Source organism: Streptomyces sp. NPDC094143 (genome assembly GCF_040303825.1).
Taxonomy (GTDB): Bacteria; Actinomycetota; Actinomycetes; order Streptomycetales; family Streptomycetaceae; genus Streptomyces.
The window spans coordinates 15,548-32,901 of sequence record NZ_JBEOTZ010000004.1 but is presented as its reverse complement, the minus strand read 5'-3'; the positions used below and the strand labels follow the sequence as shown (position 1 = coordinate 32,901).

Annotated in this window: 11 protein-coding genes; 3 read left to right on the top strand and 8 right to left on the bottom strand. The window is 73.7% G+C overall.

The annotated features are described in order from the left end of the window. From ABTZ58_RS06555 to ABTZ58_RS06530, 6 genes are all read right to left on the bottom strand, one after another. Complete coding sequence (locus ABTZ58_RS06555) at positions 1 to 189, bottom strand: hypothetical protein (protein WP_351351060.1); 189 nt, start codon at positions 187 to 189, stop codon at positions 1 to 3. A 77-nt stretch (positions 190 to 266) separates the two neighbouring features. Then, positions 267 to 1,274, bottom strand: coding sequence for a Ppx/GppA family phosphatase (locus ABTZ58_RS06550; RefSeq protein ID WP_351351058.1), 1,008 nt, complete (start codon positions 1,272 to 1,274; stop codon positions 267 to 269). A 92-nt stretch (positions 1,275 to 1,366) separates the two neighbouring features. Further along, entirely contained in the window at positions 1,367 to 4,192 is a 2,826-nt protein-coding gene (locus tag ABTZ58_RS06545; RefSeq protein WP_351351056.1) for an NHLP bacteriocin export ABC transporter permease/ATPase subunit, read from the bottom strand. A gap of 1 nt (position 4,193) precedes the next feature. Beyond that, positions 4,194 to 6,419: an NHLP family bacteriocin export ABC transporter peptidase/permease/ATPase subunit gene (locus ABTZ58_RS06540; RefSeq protein ID WP_351351054.1), complete on the bottom strand. Its 2,226-nt coding sequence runs from the start codon at positions 6,417 to 6,419 to the stop codon at positions 4,194 to 4,196. Beyond that, the gene (locus ABTZ58_RS06535) at positions 6,416 to 7,222 is read right to left on the bottom strand and encodes an HlyD family efflux transporter periplasmic adaptor subunit (RefSeq protein ID WP_351351052.1); all 807 of its coding nucleotides are present in this window, start codon (positions 7,220 to 7,222) and stop codon (positions 6,416 to 6,418) included. Before ABTZ58_RS06535 ends, ABTZ58_RS06540 begins: the two co-directional genes overlap by 4 nt. A 128-nt stretch (positions 7,223 to 7,350) precedes the next feature. Next, positions 7,351 to 7,566, bottom strand: a complete 216-nt coding sequence (locus ABTZ58_RS06530) for a type A2 lantipeptide (protein ID WP_351351050.1) — start codon at positions 7,564 to 7,566, stop codon at positions 7,351 to 7,353. Positions 7,567 to 8,177: 611 nt separating this feature from the next. Between ABTZ58_RS06530 and ABTZ58_RS06525 the strand changes: the two genes are divergently transcribed. Next, positions 8,178 to 9,569 (top strand): S1 family peptidase, encoded by a 1,392-nt coding sequence (locus tag ABTZ58_RS06525; protein WP_351351048.1) that lies wholly within the window; start codon positions 8,178 to 8,180, stop codon positions 9,567 to 9,569. Between the two features lie 573 nt (positions 9,570 to 10,142). Here the strand turns inward: ABTZ58_RS06525 and ABTZ58_RS06520 are convergent. Then, positions 10,143 to 12,290, bottom strand: a complete 2,148-nt coding sequence (locus ABTZ58_RS06520) for a PP2C family protein-serine/threonine phosphatase (RefSeq protein WP_351351046.1) — start codon at positions 12,288 to 12,290, stop codon at positions 10,143 to 10,145. A 465-nt stretch (positions 12,291 to 12,755) separates the two neighbouring features. On the opposite strand from ABTZ58_RS06520, the gene ABTZ58_RS06515 reads away from it, so the two are divergent. Further along, positions 12,756 to 15,218 carry a SpoIIE family protein phosphatase gene (locus ABTZ58_RS06515; protein WP_351351044.1) on the top strand — a complete coding sequence of 821 codons (2,463 nt, stop codon included), beginning with the start codon at positions 12,756 to 12,758 and terminating at the stop codon, positions 15,216 to 15,218. Positions 15,219 to 15,511: 293 nt separating this feature from the next. Here ABTZ58_RS06515 and ABTZ58_RS06510 read toward each other — a convergent pair whose 3' ends face one another. Then, positions 15,512 to 16,207 carry a type 1 glutamine amidotransferase domain-containing protein gene (locus ABTZ58_RS06510; RefSeq protein WP_351351042.1) on the bottom strand — a complete coding sequence of 232 codons (696 nt, stop codon included), beginning with the start codon at positions 16,205 to 16,207 and terminating at the stop codon, positions 15,512 to 15,514. 126 nt (positions 16,208 to 16,333) lie between these two features. On the opposite strand from ABTZ58_RS06510, the gene ABTZ58_RS06505 reads away from it, so the two are divergent. Further along, a complete protein-coding gene (locus tag ABTZ58_RS06505; protein WP_502996020.1) occupies positions 16,334 to 17,296 on the top strand; it encodes a LysR family transcriptional regulator in 963 nt (320 codons plus the stop codon). The last annotated feature ends 58 nt before the right edge of the window (positions 17,297 to 17,354 follow it).

Genomic DNA, 17,354 nt, shown 5'->3' with positions numbered 1-17,354 from the left:
TCAGTCCCCTCCGGCCTGCTCCTGGGCGCCGGTGTTCGGGGTGGTGGCGTCTGCGGCCTCGCCCAGGTGGCGCCGCTGCCCGGCGGAGTCCTGCGTACGGGTCTCGGCGTCCTCGATCTCGTGCAGGACCTCCTCCAGAGCCGTCTCGGGCTGCTTGCCGGAGTGGTCGCGGTGCTGGTCGTGGGACACGGGGTCTCCTTTCCTCGGTGCGGAACGCGAATCGCCGGTGCGTCGGGTGCTGCCGCCGCCCCGGGCAGGGCACGGGCTCATGTCGAGGCGGTCGCGATGCGCAGCGGTACGGGTTCGGCCGGGGCGGCCTCCGCGTTGCGCCGGGTCACCTCCGCCCACCAGGACGGGCCGTCCTCGATGTGCCGCAGCATCACACCCTCGCGGATCGCCCAGGGGCAGACGGTGAGGGAGCGCAGGCCGGTCAGTTTCATCGCCGTGTGCCCGACGACGGCCCCGGCCAGGCTCTGCGCGGCCCGCGGCGCGGAGATGCCGGGCAGGCGCGCGCGTTCCGCCGCGGGCAGGGCGGCCAGCTGCTTGATGGCCTCCCGCAGGTCTTCCCGGCGCATCTCGCGGTCCACGAACGGGCCGTGGCGTCCGGGCGCGGCGCCGCACAGCCGGCCCAGCTGCTGGAAGGTGCGGGAGGTGGCGACCGCCGTGCGCGGGCCCTCCCAGCGGATCCGGGCCGCGACGTCCCGCAGCTGGTGGCGGACCTTGCGGCGCAGGGCACGCAGTTGCTCGGGCGACGGCGGGTCCTCGTCCTCGAAGTGCTCGTGGGTGAGCCGCCGCGCCCCCAGTGGCAGCGACGCCACGAAGTCCGGCAGCCGGCCGCGCCCGAAGGCGACCTCCAGGGTGCCGCCGCCGATGTCCAGCAGGGCGAGGGGGCCCGAGCGCCAGCCCATCCAGCGGCGGGCCCCGAGAAACGTCAGCTCGGCCTCGACCTCACCGGGCAGCGTGCACAGGTCCACGCCCGTGCGGGTGCGGACGGTGTGCAGCACCTCCTGCCGGTTCGGCGCGTTGCGCACCACGGCGGTCGCGAAGGCCAACGGCCCGGCCGCGCCCCACCGGGTGGCCGTCCTGCTCGCCTCCGCGACCGCGTGCACCAGCTGTTCCACGGCCTGCTCCGGGATGGGTCCCGACGGTGTGACCTGCTCGGACAGCCTCAGACGCCACTTGGCGGTGTGCACGGGCAGCGGTACCCCGTCCTCCGCGTCCGCGACCACAAGTCTGACCGTGTTCGATCCCACGTCCACCACGCTGATTCGCATGCGCGGTGGGTACCCATTTCCGGCCCGGGCCAACGGCTCCGCCCGCGGGATGGCCGAGGATGCGCCCTCGGAGGTCCGGCGGGTGCGCTCCGTCACGCCATCTGGCGCCGCACCAGCTCGTGCAGCCGGCCGTTCGTGTCGGCGAGGAGCTGCGCGGGCGGGCCCTGCTGGATGACCTTGCCCTCCTCCATCACCACGACCCGGTCGGCGTCCAGCACGGTCGACAGGCGGTGCGCGATGACGATCCGGGTGGCGTTGAGGGCCTTGGTGCTCTCGATCACCGTGCGCTGCGTCTCGTTGTCGAGGGCACTGGTCGCCTCGTCGAAGAAGAGGATCCGAGGCCGGCGGATCAGCGCCTGGGCGATCATCAGCCGCTGGCGCTGGCCGCCGGAGACGGCCCCGCTGCCCGACACGATGGTGTGCAGGCCCATCGGCATCCGCTTGATGTCCTCGGCGAGCCCGGCCATCTCGGCCGCCGCCATCGCCTCCTCCGGCGTGTACGGCTCGGTGCCGCAGATGACGTCCAGGACCGAGCCGGTGAACGGCTGCGCGTGCTGCAGCACCACACCGCACTGGCGGCGCACCGCGGACTGGTCGAGGGCCGCCAGGTCCTGACCGTCGTACAGCACGCTGCCCGACACGGGACGGTCGAAGCCGATCAGCAGACGCAGCAGCGTCGACTTGCCGCAGCCGCTCGGGCCGACGATCGCCACGAACTCGCCCGGCCGCACCTCGAACGACACGTCGTCCAGGACCAGCGGCCCGTCGTCCGCGTAGCGGAAGGACAACCGCCGCGCCTCGATCGCCCCGGTCAGCGGACCCGGCCGGGTGCTCGCCGCGCGCACCTCGGGCGTGGCGTCCAGCACCGGCTTGATCTCCTCGAACAGCGGCAGCGCCGCCACCGCCGAGACGAACGCGCCGGTGAGCTGGGTGACGGAGGTCAGCAGCATCGTCACCGACGTGTTGAACGTGAGGAACGCCGCCGCCGACATCGAGCCCCGGGCCGGACCGGCCAGCAGCATGAACATCAGCAGCGTGCACAGCGGCAGGTACACCGCGCCCAGCACCGAGGTGATGTTCTTGATGCGGCCGACCCGCTGCTGCAGTTCCCGGCTGCGCGCGAACTCCGACGCCCAGGCGGCGTAGGCGTAGTTCTCGGCGGCGGCCACCCGCAGCTTGGGCAGGCCGCGCAGGGTCTGGAACGCCTGGTTGTTGAGCTTGTTGGAGAGCACCACCAGCCGTCGCTGCCAGCGCACCTGCCACAGACCGAGTCCCAGGAACACCGCGGCGATGACGACGAGCATGCCGATCGCGGCCATCGCCATCGGCACGCTGAACCACAGCAGCAGCCCGAGGTTCATCACCCCGACCGTCACCGACTGGGCGACCGTGGGCCCGACCCCCGCGAGCAGCCGGCGGACGGAGCTGATGCCCATGGCCGCGCTGGCCAGTTCGCCGGTGGAGCGCTCGGTGAAGAACTTCGTCGGCAGCCGCAGCAACCGGTCCCACACGGCCGGCTGGAGCGTGGCCTCGATACGGCCCTCCAACCGCAGGATGGTGAGGTTCTGCAACAGCATGAAGGCCGCGGCGACCACACTGCTGAGCATCACCGCCAGGCACACCTGGACGATCAGGTCCGTCTGCGCCCTGGGCACGAACTCGCCGAGCACCTTGCCCGTCGCGATGGGCACCAGTGCCCCGATCGCCACCGTGACCAGCCCGCTGAGCAGCAGAGCCGTCAGGTCGCCGCGCATGCCCCGCACACAGAACCGCAGCAGCCGCAGCGGACCGAGCCCCCGCTCGGGCAGCGGCCGGTAGAACATCACCGCGCGCGGCTCGAACTCGTCGGCGTTCGCCTTCTCGACCGGTGTCTCGCGCCCGGTGGAAGGGTGGACCGCCACGTATCCGCCGCGTCGCCACAGCAGCGCCACCGGCGCGCCCGACAGGGCCCGCCGGCCCACCAGCGGCCCGACGTCGTCCCGCCACCAGCGGCCGTCCAGCCGTACGGCCCGGGTACGCACCCGGGAGGCCAGGGCGATCTGCTCGACCGGGTCGAGGCGGTCACCTCCGGTGCCCTTCTGCGTGGGCTCCGAGAGGCTGATGCCGGCCGCTCGCGCGACCAGCTTGCACGCCGCGTAGGTCGCGTCGGCGTCGGCCGCGGTGGTCCGCTTCGCCGACCGCTTGCCGATGGAGGCGAGCAGGGTTTGATCGGCCTGGGCGCGTACCGCCTCACCGGCCTTGATGCCCTCGGCGGTGCGGTCCTCGTGGGTGCGCTCCAGCTGCTCGATCCAGCGGTCCAGCGTGGTCAGCAGCCGGTACTGCTGGTCGACCATGGACTGCCACAGCGCCGGGTCCATCAGCAGGTCCGCCGCCGCCTCTGCGCCGTAGAGCGAGCCGTACTGCACGCTGCCCGGCGGCACCTGCATCCAGAACACGTCGTCGTCCGTGGGGGCGGCCGCCCGTTCCGTGGCCATCGGTGCCTGGAACAGGATGGACAGGCTGCGGCCGACGCCGAGGGCGAGCGCGTACTCCAGGGGGCTCGTCGTCGGCGGCACGTACTGCGGGTCGCCGTGACTGTCGTACGACCAGGTCGCGGTGTGGGCGGGCTGGTACAGCTCGCGCAGGCCGATGCGGTGCACCACACAGTCCCGCAGCGGGCGGGCCACCAGGGTGTGCTGCGGTCCGGCCACCGGGCCGAGCACCAGCGAGCCCGCCTCCAGCCGGCCCAGGTGGTGCCAGTGGCCCTGCCGGCCGGCGTCGACCGCGAACAGGTCGACCGCGCCGGCCGCGACCAGCCACAGCACCTGCGGGCCCTCCAGGTCCAGGCGGCTGAACCCGGCGCAGTCGAGGCGCGAGCCCAGCTGCCCGAAGGCGCCCAGGACGAGGTCCCCGTCGTGTCCTTCGTGGACGGTCGTCATGTCACCGTTCCCTGACCAGTGCCGCGTAGGCGCCGCCGCGCGCCACCAGTTCCTCGTGCCGACCCCGCTCCACGACCGTGCCGTGCTGCAGGACGACGATCTCGTCGCTGTCGCGCACGGTGCTCAGCCGGTGCGCGATCACCACGCAGGCGCAGCCGCGCCGGCGCAGGTTGTCCATCACGACCAGCTCGGTCTCCGCGTCGAGCGCGCTGGTCACCTCGTCGAGCACCAGGATGCTCGGGCGGCGCACCAGGGCCCGGGCGATCTCCAGGCGCTGGCGCTGCCCGCCGGAGAAGTTGCGGCCGTCCTGCTCGACCCTGCTGTGGATGCCGCCGGGCCGGCGCGTGATCACGTCGTACAGGGCGGCGTCGCGCAGTGCGTCCTCGACCGCGTCGTCCGGGATCGACGGGTCCCACAGCGCCACGTTGTCGCGGACCGTGCCCTCGAAGAGGAACACGTCCTGGTCGACGAAGGAGACGGAGGCGGCCAGCGCCCCGCGCGGGATGTCCTCGATGCGCTGCCCGTCGATGCGGATCACGCCCTCCCACGGCGCGTACAGGCCGGAGATCAGCCGCGACACCGTGGACTTGCCGGAGCCGGAGCCGCCGACCAGCGCCACCTGCTGCCCGGGCCCGACGGTCAGGTCGAAGCCGGTGAGCAGCGGCTTGTCGAGCGGGCTGTAACCGAAGGTGATGTTCTCCAGCTCCACATGACCCGTCAGGCGCCGCGTCGACTCGCCGGCGCCGGGGCGGCCGTAGAGCGGGTCTGCCTTGAAGTTCTCCACGTCCTTGAGCCGGGCCACGTCCGCGGCGAAGTCCTGGATGCGGCCGGCGACGCCGTTCAGCCGGGTCAGCGGGGCGGTGAACCGGGTGACCAGGGCCTGGAAGGCGACCAGCAGGCCGACCGAGATGTGCCCCTCGACCGCCCGCAGGCCGCCGATCCACAGGATCAGCGCGCTGTTGAGGGTGGCGAGCGTCGGCGCGACCACGCCCAGCCAGGCGCTCGGCACCCCGAGCCGCTGCTGCTCCTCCAGGGTGGTGGCGTGCTGCCCGGCCCACTTGCGGAAGTAGCCGTCCTCGCCACCGGTCGCCTTCATCGTCTCGATGAGCTGCAGCCCGGTGTAGGCGGTGTTGGTGAGCCGGGCCGTGTCGGCGCGCAGCTTCGCCGTGCGGGTGGCGCGCAGCCGCACCACGACCCGCATGGCCACGATGTTCAGCAGGGCCACGCCGATGCCGACGAACGTCAGCTGCGGGTCGTAGGTGTACAGCAGCACCGCGTACAGCACCACCACGATCGCGTCCACGCCCGCCGCCGCGAGGTCGCGGGAGAGGGTCTCGGCGACCGCGTCGTTGGACTGGAGCCGCTGGACGAGGTCGGCCGGGCTGCGCTGGGAGAAGAACGTCACCGGCAGCCGCAGCAGATGCCGCAGGAAGCGGGCGCTGGACAGGGTCGAGGAGATGATCCGGCCGTGCAGCAGGTTGGCCTGCTGCAGCCAGGTCAGCACGACCGTGAGCAGCACGCACGCCGCCATCGCCGTGAACAGCACGCCCAGCAGCGAGGTCCGGCCGCCGATCAGGAACTCGTCGATGTAGGTGCGGCTGAGCGCGGGCACCGCCGCACCGACGGCCACCAGCAGCAGGCTCGCCAGGACGGCGGCCGGCATGGTGCCCGCGGTGCCGCGCAGCCGGGCGGGCATCGCGCCCAGCACGCCCGGCTTGCGGCCGCCCCGGGTGAAGTCCTCGCCGGGCTCCATGACCAGCACGACACCGGTGAAGCTGCCGTCGAAGTCCTCCATGGGCACGAACCGGCGGCCCTTGCCCGGGTCGTTGATGTAGACGCCCCGGCGGCCGAAGCGGCGGCCCATGCCGTCGTAGACGACGTAGTGGTTGAACTCCCAGAACAGGATGGCCGGCGACTTCACCTCGGCGAGGGCCGCCAGGTCCATCTGCATGCCCTTGGCCGTCAGGCCGTAGCTGCGGGCCGCCTTCAGCAGGTTGCTGGCGCGCGAGCCGTCCCGCGAGACGCCGCAGGCGATGCGCAGCTCCTCCAGAGGCACGTGCCTGCCGTAGTGGCCGAGCACCATCGCCAGGGAGGCGGCGCCGCACTCGACGGCCTCCATCTGCAGGACGGTGGGGGTGCGTACGGTCTTCGCCGCGGTCTTGGGCACCTTGCGTTTCGGCGGGGCGGCGCGGCGCCTGCCCCGGTTCTCCTGTGCGGTCGCGCTCATGGCAGCAGCCAGTCGACGGGACGCTGGTCGGCCAGCTTGATCGAGCCGGAGGCCGGCGTCATGGACGTCAGCTTGAACGGCGGACCCTCCGCGGAGGACCACGCGTAACCGCTCTTCGTGGCGGAGGACTTGTCCAGCCGGACCGTCACGGCCACCGGCCTGCCCTTCCTCGTGAACTGCTCGCCGAGCTGGCTGTCCCCGAGGAACGCGGCGATCTGCTGCGGCGACTGGGCCGAGCGGTCCACGGACTTCACATGGCCACGCAGCACGCCGTACTCCTGCGTCGGAACCGACTGGACGGTCAGGTCGACGGCGGCGCCCTCGGGGATCGCGGCGGCGTTCTGGGCGGGCACGTAGAGCGTGGCGTAGAGGGGGTCCCCGGTGCGGGCGACCTTCTCCACGGCGGCGACGTCCGCGCCGGTCCGGATGATCTGCCCGACGGTCGCGGCGAGCGCGGAGACCCGGCCGGCGTCGAGCGTGCGGACGACGGTCTCGCCCCCGGGGGTGCGGACCTTGAGCACGGGGGAGTTCGCCGGGAGCTGCTCACCCTGGCGGGCCAGGACGGCGGTGACCTGGCCCGCGACGGGGCTCTGCAGGACGTAACTGCCCCGGCCGTGCGTGAGGATGGCGGGCGCACTGACGGTGGAGGCCACCGAGCCGGTCACCGCCCACACCGAGGCGGCCGCCATCGCGACGACCGTCACCGAGAGCACGAGCCAGCCCTGCGGGCGCGCGAACCGCACCGGAAGGTCGAGCTCCTCCGGCGACTGGAGCTTGGCGAGGGCCTGTTGGCGGAACTGCAAGGAACTTCCCTCACCCGTAGAAGAGGTTCTTACAGATGTGGCGGAGGCTGTCGGGGCGCCTGGTCACGGCACCCGAAGATCCCGGAACCGCCGGCTGCGGCTCCGGGAGTCAACGGCGTGAGGCCGGATCAGAGACCGGCGACCAGGTTGGTGACCGGGGCCGTGTTCAGGCCGGTGACACCCTCGACGGTGCCGACGGCGGTGTTCACCAGGCCGGAAACCGGAGCGATGCCGTCCACCGTCTCGGTGACGGTGCTCACGGCGTTCACGGACAGGCCGCCGGAGACGGCGTCGAGCTCGGCGTCGGCGATCTCGACGGTCTCAACCTGGGGGGTGGAGTTCATGATGGAACTTCCCTTCATTGGATATCTCACAAGGGGGGAGCGGCCCCCTCTGGGGACAGATGACGGCCGCGACCACGAGCGCCGGACATCCGTTTCCAAATGCCCTTCGCGGCCCCCGCGGTGCGATGGATCAAAGCACGCTGCGGGCGCGGGATTCCAATCAACCACCCCTCCCACCAGGCAACTTGCGACGCAGAAGCGCTTATCCGTGCAGAACCGCGCACGCCTTGGTGGCGACTTCTTCACATGCGCCACGGCATCGGCTCAATTCAGCTCTTGTATCGCGGGACGGCGAATCCGGCACTCCGGCCCCAAAGGCGTGACCGACGCGAAGGGCAGGCGGAGGACCTGCTTTTCGGTGACCGGGTTGAGCATGCGATGTGCAGATTCGCTGGAGGTGGGATTCAACTCGGCGATCGCAACGGAACGTTCCTGCTTCCTTGCGGAGCGTGCCGGGCCGATGGTGGCCGGCTGACTCCGTGATGCGAAGAGGCGATGTGCAAACGGGATTGAACGCCCCGCGCGGCCCGTGCGTACCAACAGCCATCCAGGCGCCCCCCAACGAGCTGCCGGACGGCGGCCCCCACTCCGTCCCCCAGGAGGAGAGAAGTTTGAGTCACAAGCGAATTCCGAAGCGCAAGGCCGCGATAGCGGCGGGCAGCGTGGTGGCGCTCGGCGCGGCCGCGATCCTGCTGCCCAACGCCAACGCGTCGCAGGACGGTTCGTCCGACGGTACGGCCGCCGCGCCGAAGACCCTGAAGGCCGGCGACGCCTCGGATCTCGCCTCGCAGCTCGCCGGGCTCCTCGGTGACGCGTTCGGCGGCTCCTACTACGACGGCGGCAACCAGCAGCTCGTCGTCAACGTCGTACCGGGCGACAACAACAACGTGATCGTGCAGGCGAAGGCGGCCGGCGCGAAGGTGCGCGAGGTCGACAACAGCTGGTCGGAGCTCCAGCAGGGCGCGTCCACGCTGAAGTCCGAGGCGACCATCGCGGGCACCTCGTGGTCGATCGACCCGCGCACCAACAAGCTCCTGGTGACGGCCGACAGCACCGTGACCGGCGCCAAGTGGGACAGGCTGGAATCCACCGTGCGCAGCCTCGGCTCCGGCATGGCGACCATCAAGAAGTCCGCGGGCACCTTCAAGCCGTTCGTCTCCGGCGGCGACGCCATCTTCGCAGGCGGCTCGCGCTGCTCCCTCGGCTTCAACGTCACCGCGGGCGACGGCTCCCCGGCGTTCCTGACGGCCGGTCACTGCACCCTCGGCGGCAACGAGTGGTCCGACGCGCAGGGCGGCCGGCCGATCGCCACGGTCGACCAGTCGACGTTCCCCGGCGACGGTGACTTCGCACTCGTGAAGTACGACGACCCGGCGACCGAGGCGCCCAGCGAGGTCAACCTCGGCAACCAGACGGTGCGGATCACCGAGGCCGCGGAGGCGACCGTCGGCCAGGAGGTCTTCCGGATGGGCAGCACCACCGGGCTCGCCGACGGCCAGGTCCTCGGCCTCGACGCCACGGTGAACTACCCGGAGGGCACGGTCACCGGCCTCATCCAGACCAACGTCTGCGCCGAGCCCGGTGACAGCGGCGGTTCGCTGTTCACCCAGGACGGACTCGCGATCGGCCTGACCTCCGGCGGCAGCGGTGACTGCACGGTCGGCGGCGAGACCTTCTTCCAGCCGGTCACCACGGCGCTGGAGGCGGTCGGCGCGACCCTCGGCGGCGGAGCCGCGGGCGGCGGAGCGGGCGCGGGCGAGGAGGCCGGTGCCGGTGAAGAGGCCGGTGCGGGCGAGGAGGCCGGTGCGGGCGAGGAGGCCGGTGCGGGCGAGGAGGCCGGTGCGGGCGAGGAGGCCGGTGCGGGCGCGGGTGAAGAGGCCGGTGCGGGTGAAGAGGCCGGTGCGGGTGAAGAGGCCGGTGCCGGTGCGGGTGAAGGAGCCGGGGCCGGTCAGGACACCGGCCAGGGCGTCGGGGACGACTCGGGTCTGACCGAGTCGCGCTGACCCCACCACGTCGGCAGCCGGTCCGGTCCCGCCCCCCTTCCTGGCGGAACCGGACCGGCTGTCCGACGTCCCAGCCACCGTCCGGCCACGATTCCGGCCGCCGGTGAAACGGGCCGGCCCTCCGGCGGGAGGACCGGCCCGTCGCCCTGCCGGTGCCGGCGACTCGGGCACGCGGGCCGCGCGGCCTGGCGGCTGCGGTCTGTGGGCCCGCTTCCGGGTTCGGAGCGTGTGCTTCGGCGGTGGCCGGTGTTCCGGCCGCGCAGCGTGCGGGATCGAAGGCGGCCCGGCCAGATATTTTCGGCCCCGCCGAGGATCGCGCGAGCCGGGAGCGGGGAGCCGCGAGCCGGGAGCCGCGAGCCGCGAGCCGGGAGCCGGGGCGAGCGGTCTGTGTGGTTTGGTGCCGCCCGGTGCTCGCCGGCCCGGTGGTGTGACGGACGGGCCTTCCGGCGCGCGGGCGGCTGCGGTCTCGCGCCACGGGCCGGCTGCCTGGGACCCGGTCGCCACGCCCGGGGCCAGGGCGGTCTGCGTCCGGCAGACGGCCCCGCGTGGTCGGATCCCCGGGCGGCTGTCGTTCTAGCCGACTGCTCTGATCAGCAGCAGGGCGATGTCGTCGAGGCGTTCCTCGCTGTCGGCGTGATGGCGGTCGTGGTGGACGAGGCTGTCGGCCAGTTCGTCCAGCGGCTGGTCGCCGGCGTCGGCCAGGCGGCGGCCCAGGTCCGCCAGGGCTTCCTCGAAGTCCGTGCCGGGGGACTCCACCAGCCCGTCGGTGTAGAGGACGAGCAGGGAGCCGGGGGTGAGGGCGACCTCCGTCGTCGGGTACATCGCCCCGGCGTCGATGCCGAGCAGCGGCCCCCCGGCCAGATCGAGGACGCGCACCCGCCCGTCCGGCCGCCTCAGCAACGGCGGGGGGTGGCCCGCCCGGGACATCACGGCCCGCCCCTGCGCCGGGTCGAGCCGCAGGTACAGGCAGCTGGCGAACAGGTCGGATCCCAGCTCCAGCAGCAGCCGGTTGGTGCTGCGCATGACCTCCTCGGGAGCCTGGCCCACGGCCGTGTACGCCCGGACCGCCGTACGCACCTGCCCCATCAGCCCGGCCGCCGTGACGTTGTGGCCCTGGACGTCCCCGATCACCGCCGCGGCCATGCCCTGCGTGCGCACCAGGTCGTAGAAGTCGCCGCCGATGTCCATGCCCTGTGTGGCCGGCACATAGCGGCCCGTCGCCACGATGCCGGGCAGCGACGGCAGCGAGTGCGGCAGCAGCGCCTCCTGGAGGCCGTGCGCGAGCCGGTGCTTGGCGTCGTAGAGGAGCGCCCGCTCCAGCGCCTGGGCGATCAGCCCGGCCAGGCTGGTCATGATCGCCCGCTCCTCGGTCGGGAAGGGATGCGGCTCGGCGTAGGCGAGCACGCACGTCCCCACCGGCCGCCCCTGGGCGATCAGCGGCAGATAGGCCCATGCCGCGAAGCCGTCGGGCGTGGCGAGCCGCGCCGGGTACAGGCGCTCCAGCTGCTCCTGCGACTCGAAGAACGCCGGCACGCCCGTCCGCAGCACCTGCGTGCCCGGCGTCGGCTCGGTCAGCGGCAGGCCGTCGAACCGCTCGACCACGTGCGCGTCCGGGTAGCCGCGGTGCCCGAGCACCCGCAGCCGGTTCGCCCGCGAGCCCAGCACGACCAGGGCCTGGCTGCCCACGGCCGGTGCGATCTCGTCGGCGACCAGTTGCACCACGTCCTGCACCCCGACCGCCTCGGTGAGCGCCCCGGCCAGGTTCAGCACCTGCGAGATGGTGACCAGCCGGGACGGCGTCCCGTCGGGCGGCGGCGCGGTCCGGTTCATCTCCGACACCGCCCGGGACCGGGTGATGCGCACGCTCAGGCCCGTCGTGCTCGGATACAGCCGGAACGACAGCCACTCGCCGGGCGGGCGCAGCGCCACGAACGAGGTGATGTGCTGGCTGAACAGCGCGGCCCGGTACCGGTCCTCGTAGACCGGGTCGTTGAGCCACGGCACCGACGCCCACAGCTGCGTGCCCAGCAGCCGGCTGACCGGGACGTTCAGCAGCTCGGCCGCCGCCGCGTTGACGAAGCCGATCCGCCCGTGCAGATCCAGCGACACCAGCCCGTAGGGCAGCCGGCTCACCATCCGGGCCGCCTCGACCGTGCCGAGCGTCCCGGCCACGCCGCCCACCAGGGGCGCGGCGACCAGGTCGGGTTCGGGGTGCGGCGGGATGCTGTGCTCGGCGGCCCGCTCCAGCCGGACCGCCAGCCGGGCGCAGGCCGCCGTCAGGTGCTCGCGCTCGTGGTCGGACAGCTCCGTCGGATGCGCACCCGGCCAGGTCACGAAGACCGCGCCGTACACCGTGGAGTCGGTGGCGATCGGCACCGCCGCGAGGGCGAACGGATAGGGCAGCACCACGGCGATGCGGGGGTACCGGCGGGCCATCTCCTCCTCGCCGCCGACCCACACCAGCCGTCGTTCGCGCGCCGCGTCGGCCACCGGGATCGGCGCGCTCAGCCCCACCCGTTCCCAGGGCGCGGCGAACGCCCGGGGCAGCCCGGCCATGACCGCCATCTCCAGCACGGGCTGGTCCGGCGCGAGCAGGTACACCGCGCCGGAGTGGGCGTGCACCTCGTCCATCATCGAGGCCAGCGCCAGGGACAGCAGTGGCCGGCCGACCGGCGCCCTGGCGGCTGCCGGCGCCTGCGCGGACGACTGCCCGTCGGACACGCCGACCACCTCCTCGCACGGCCGCGCGACCGGGCCCAGGAACAAATCTCCCCCCTGGCGGCCCGTCGCGCACGACGAACGGACGGCGACGGCGCCGGTTACCGTCGGTCACACGGAGTCGGCCCCCGAAGCGCCGTCCGAGGCGGGCCCCGCGTGCGGCCGGCCCTCCTTCGCGACGACCTCGCGCCCGTCGCGGGTGTCGGGCCCCGTACCCCGTCGCCGTTGGAGAAGCGCAGCGCCTTCTCCGGCGCCCCAGCGCACTTGGTGATGCGCAGGTGCGGCAGGTGCGGTCCGGGACGAACTTGTGCCTGCCGGCCGGCCGAGGGGCCCGCACGGTCAAGGCTGTCACGAGTCACCGTGCGGAACGCAGGGGTCATGACACGTTCGACACCTTTCGAGTGCACGGGTGAGCGCGGGCGCACGGAACGCTCACAGGGGCTGCGCGGGTGTCTCATTAGCGCTGTAATGGCCAACGTGGTCAGTCCGGGCGCCCGAGAACGCGGAACGCGAACGCCGCGTGCCGAAGGTGCCCTCAAAGCGGTCGCGGCCGATCAGGAGTCACCCGACCGGGTGCGCCGCGTCCTCGAACAGGCACTCGTCTTCGCCGGTGCGGCGTTCGCCGCCGTCTACACGCCCAGCGCGGACGGCGAACTGCTGTGCCTGGTCGAGTCGGCCGGGGTGCCCAGAACCCTGTACGGACTGCGCGACACCTACCCGCGCGCCGGCCGGTCCCCGGTCGCCGAGGCCCACCGCGACGGCCGGCCCGTCTCCCTCGGCCCGGCGGAACTCGCCGCGCGCGCACAGTCCCGGCGTACACCGTCCCGGGACTTCCACCTGACGGCCCTGCCCGTCCACGGCAACGGCGGCGGCTGCCTGCTCGCCGTCAGCGAGCGCCCCGACGGCTTCGGCCCCGACGACCGCGAGTGCCTGGAACTCGTCGCCGAGGCCGTCGCCTACACCGCCCCGGCCGCGCCCGCCGAGGGCGCCGAGCTGCCGCCGGGCGCGTTCAGCCTGGCCATGGACACCGGCCGGGTCCGGGTCGGCGACGACCTGCTGGACCTGTTCGGCCTCGATCCCGGCGGGTTCGACGGCCGCGTCGAGACCCTGCTCGGCCTCACCGTGCCGGAGGACCTGCCGTCCCTGATGTCGGTGGTGGAGGCCGACCACATGTCCATCGGCGACCGGGAGCTGGAGTTCCGCGTGCTCCAGCCCGCCGGGCCACCGAAGTGGCTCCGGCTGCGCGGGCGCCTGGTGCCCGGCGGCGAGGGCCGGCCCGCCCGGCTCGTGGGGACCGTCGCCGACGCCTCCACCCTGCGCTCCGACGTCACCGACGTGGCCCGCGTGCAGCGCCTGGCCGCCGCGCTGGCCACCGCCGTCACCGTGCGCGACGTCGGCAAGGCCGTGGTCGCGGCGCTGCGCCGGCCGCTCAGGGCCGACCGGATCGCGCTCGCCGAGCTGGAGAGCGACCGGCTCGTCGTCACCGTCCTCGACCCGCCCGAACCCGAGGCCTGGCCCGAGCTGTGGCGTGCCGAGTGGCGCGGCGAGTGGCCCGACGCGCCCGTGCGTGCCATGCCCACCCTCGCCGCCGCGCTGCGCGAGGGCCGGGCCCGGATCTGGCCCGCCGGCAGCCCCCTGGAACGCGCACTCGGCGAGGTCGGGCCCGGCGGTCTCGCCGTCCTGCCGCTGCCCGCAGGCAACCGCATGGCCGGGGCCTGCCTGATCGGCTGGGACGCCCCGCACGACTTCGGCGCCGACGAGCGGGCCCTGCTCACCGCGTGCGCCGGCCTCGCCGGACAGGCCCTCGTGCGGGCCCGGGCCTTCGACGCCGAACACGAACTCGTCGGCATGCTCCAGCGCCAGCTGCTGCCGCGCCGCCTGCCCCAGCTGCCGGGCGCGGTGGCCGTCGCCCGCTACCTGCCCAGCACCGCGGGGCTCGAACTGGGCGGCGACTGGTACGACGTCATCCCGCTGCCCGACCACCACGTCGGCCTCGTCATCGGCGACGTCCAGGGCCACAGCGCCGGCGCCGCCACGCTCATGGGCCAGATGCGCACCGCCCTGCGCGCCTACGCCGTCGAGGGGCACCCGCCGGACGTGGTGGTCGCGCACACCAACCGGCTGCTCATGGACATGGACAGCGAGCTCTTCGCCACCTGCTGCTACGTCGACCTCGACCTGGAGGAGGGCTCCGCCTGGTGCGTGCGGGCCGGGCACCTGCCGCCGGTGCTGCGCTACCCGGACGGCCGGACGGAGGTCGCGGAGGCCGAGGGCGGCCCGCCCCTCGGGGTGATCACCCGGGCCGACTTCCCCATGAGCCCGCTGCGGCTGCCGCCCGGCACGCTGATCGCCCTGGCCACGGACGGCCTCGTCGAGACGCCCGAGGCCGACATCGACCAGGGTATGGACCGGCTGGCCGGCCGGCTGGCCGAAGCCGTCCCGGTCGACCTTGGGCTCGTCGCCGACGCCCTCCTCGACGAGGCCCGGCGCAGCGACGACGTCGCCCTGCTCCTGCTGCGCTACGACGGCATGGACCTGCGCCCGCTGCGGGAGAGCTGGACGGTGTGGCGGGTCCCGCAGGCGGTCGGGCAGGCCCGCCGTTTCGTCCGGCGCACGCTGCGCTCCTGGGGCGTCACCGAAGACCACGACGCCGTGCTCGTCGTGGTCTCCGAACTCGTCACCAACGCCCTGGTCCACACCGACGGCCGTGTCCGCATGGACCTGACGCTCATCAACAACCGCCTGCGGGTCGCAGTCGCCGACGCATCGCCGCGCACCCCGGTCCGACCCACCAGCATCGGCTGGGAGGCCACCGGCGGCCGCGGCATCCTGCTCGTCGAGGCCCTCTCGGCGACCTGGGGCACCCTGCCGGTCAGCGGCGGCAAGCAGGTGTGGGCGGAACTGGTACTGGACCTGGACCTGGACCGCTGAGCGGCGCACCCGCCCGGGGCCGGGGGCCCGCCGCGACCGTCCCGGCGGTTTCCCGGGGGTTCGGCCGCCTGGCATCCGCGGCGGCCGGCCGGAGCCTGGCGGGCGCTCCCCGGGGCGCTCCTGCCGCGGCCGGCTCGGCGGTTCCCCGGGTTCGGCCGACTGGTGTCCGCCGCGCCCGGCCGGACGGTGGCGCACGCCCCGGGACGGGGTCCCGTCGCGACCGGCCCGGCGGTTTCCCGGGCTCGGCCACTTCGTATCCCCCGCGGTCGGCCGGACCCGGCGGTTTCCGCGGTTCAGCCCAGCCGCTTCAGGAGCTCCTCGGCCAGCGGTGCCGACGAGGCCGGGTTCTGGCCCGTGACCAGGTTGCGGTCGGTGACCACGTGCGGGGCCCACGGCTCACCGGCCCGTACGGTCACGCCCGCCTCGGTGAGCCGGTCCTGGAGCAGCCACTTCGCGCGGTCGGCGAGGCCGCCCTGGATCTCCTCGGCGTTGGTGAACGCGGCGACCTCGTACCCGGCGAAGACGTTGCTGCCGTCGGCGTCCACCGCCGCCAGCAGCGCGGCCGGGCCGTGGCAGACCACACCGAGCGGCCGGCCCGACTCCAGGGCCCGGGCCAGCAGCCGGCCCGAGTCCGCGTTCACCGCGAGGTCCTCCATCGGGCCGTGGCCGCCCGGGTAGAAGACGGCCGCGTAGTCGTCCAGCCGGACGTCCTCCAGGCGGAGAGGACTCCGCAGTTCGGTGAAGGACTCCAGCGCCTTCGCGATCCGGCCGGCGTTCTCCTCGCCCCCGTTCACCTCGGGAGCCAGCGAAGCCCGGTCGACGGTGGGCACGACACCGCCGGGCGTGGCCACGACGACCTCGTGCCCGGCGGCCCGGAACGCCTCGTAGGGGGCGACGGCCTCCTCGGCCCAGAAGCCGGTGGGGTGCTGGGTGCCGTCGGCCAGCGTCCAGCTGTCGGCGCCGGTGACGACGAAGAGGATCTTCGACATGGTGGTGCATCTCCGTGGGGACGGCCGCGGTGGGACAGCGCGGCGATGACTGGGACACGGACGACCGTAGGCGCCCGGACCACCCGTTTTCCAATGGCGTAATCGATGGCTGCCATAGGAATCCGCATGGCTCGGGCCGGTAGGCTCGGACGCGTGAGACCTCCGGACCCCCTCGGCGCGGCCGGGACGCCCGCCCAGCCCGACCTCAACCTGCTGCGCACCTTCCTGGCCGTCTACCGCTCCGGCTCCTTCACGGCCGCCGCGCAGATCCTGGGGCTGTCCCAGCCGACGGTCACCACGCAGATCCGCTCACTGGAGCGCCAGACCCGCAGGGAGCTGTTCGAACGGCTGCCGCGCGGCGTCGCGCCGACGGCCGTCGCCGACGAACTCGCCGCCCGGGTCGCGGCCCCCCTCGACGCGCTCGCCGAGGCCACCGGCCACGGCCCCCGCGAGGAGACGCACGCCGAGCCGGTCCACCTGGCCGGGCCCGCCGAGCTGCTGTCCACCCGCGCCCTGCCCGCCCTGGCCCCGCTCGTCACCGAGGGCGTACGGCTGCGCGTCACCATGGGGCTGACCGAGCCCCTGCTCGACGAACTGCGGGCCGGCCGCCACGACCTGGTGATCGCCACGACCCGGCCCCGCGGCCGCACCCTGTCGGCCGTGCCGCTCACGGACGAGGAGTTCGTCCTGGTCGCCGCCCCCGCCTGGGCCGTCCGGATCACCGAGCGGCTGGCCGCCGAGGGGCCCGCCGCACTGCACGGCGTGCCGCTGATCACGTACGCCGAGGACCTGCCCATTGTGCGCCGCTACTGGCGGCACGTCTTCGGCCGGCGCCTGAACTGCCGCGCGGCCGTCTCGGTACCGGATCTCAGGGCCGTCCTGGCGCTGGTCTCGGCCGGCGCCGGCTTCAGCGTCCTGCCCCGCTACCTGTGCGCCGGTGAACTGGCCTCCGGGGCCCTCGTCCCCCTCGCCGCCCCCGAGGACGCGCCGATCAACACCGGTTACCTCGTCCAGCGACCCGGCACCTCCGGCAACCCGCACGTCGCCCTCGTCCGCGACCGCCTGCTGGAGGCCGGACGCGGCTGGTGACGGCGGGTGCGGTCCGGGCACCCGGACCGCACAGGACGGAGAGAACCGCACGAGCCGA

What these genes read in the sequence shown, in the direction of transcription:
- ABTZ58_RS06550 (WP_351351058.1), bottom strand. Translation starts at nt 1,274, where the DNA reads ATGCGAATCAGCGTGGTGGACGTGGGATCGAACACGGTCAGACTTGTG.
- ABTZ58_RS06545 (WP_351351056.1), bottom strand. Translation starts at nt 4,192, where the DNA reads ATGACGACCGTCCACGAAGGACACGACGGGGACCTCGTCCTGGGCGCC.
- ABTZ58_RS06540 (WP_351351054.1), bottom strand. Translation starts at nt 6,419, where the DNA reads ATGAGCGCGACCGCACAGGAGAACCGGGGCAGGCGCCGCGCCGCCCCG.
- ABTZ58_RS06530 (WP_351351050.1), bottom strand. Translation starts at nt 7,566, where the DNA reads ATGAACTCCACCCCCCAGGTTGAGACCGTCGAGATCGCCGACGCCGAG.
- ABTZ58_RS06515 (WP_351351044.1), top strand. Translation starts at nt 12,756, where the DNA reads ATGGCCAACGTGGTCAGTCCGGGCGCCCGAGAACGCGGAACGCGAACG.
- ABTZ58_RS06510 (WP_351351042.1), bottom strand. Translation starts at nt 16,207, where the DNA reads ATGTCGAAGATCCTCTTCGTCGTCACCGGCGCCGACAGCTGGACGCTG.
- ABTZ58_RS06505 (WP_502996020.1), top strand. Translation starts at nt 16,334, where the DNA reads ATGGCTCGGGCCGGTAGGCTCGGACGCGTGAGACCTCCGGACCCCCTC.